1 protein-coding gene is annotated in these 243 nt (G+C 44.9%); it reads right to left on the bottom strand.

Annotated elements, in window-relative coordinates:
- The coding region (locus TW83_RS21945; protein WP_204245810.1) for a hypothetical protein at positions 1-243 on the bottom strand (243 nt) is incomplete at both ends.

The raw sequence follows: 243 nt of genomic DNA on the forward strand, positions 1-243 counted from the left end.
TATAACGTACCGTTACATTGGTATCACTCGCTACATCTGCTGGGGTATACGTTGTTCCTGAGATACTTCCACCTCCAGAGACAATACTCCATGTTCCTCCTGCTGGACTTCCTACTAAGGCTTTAGTATCGTCCTCACAAATTGCACTATTAGCTGTTGTATTTGCTGCTGCTCCTGGGTTCGCATTTACTGTAAAAGTAACATCTGCTGTTGTAGCGGCACAACTTCCATTGGCTGCTATTG

It is taken from the genome of Paracoccus sp. S4493 (genome assembly GCF_000967735.1).
Taxonomy (GTDB): domain Bacteria; phylum Pseudomonadota; class Alphaproteobacteria; order Rhodobacterales; family Rhodobacteraceae; genus Paracoccus; species Paracoccus marcusii.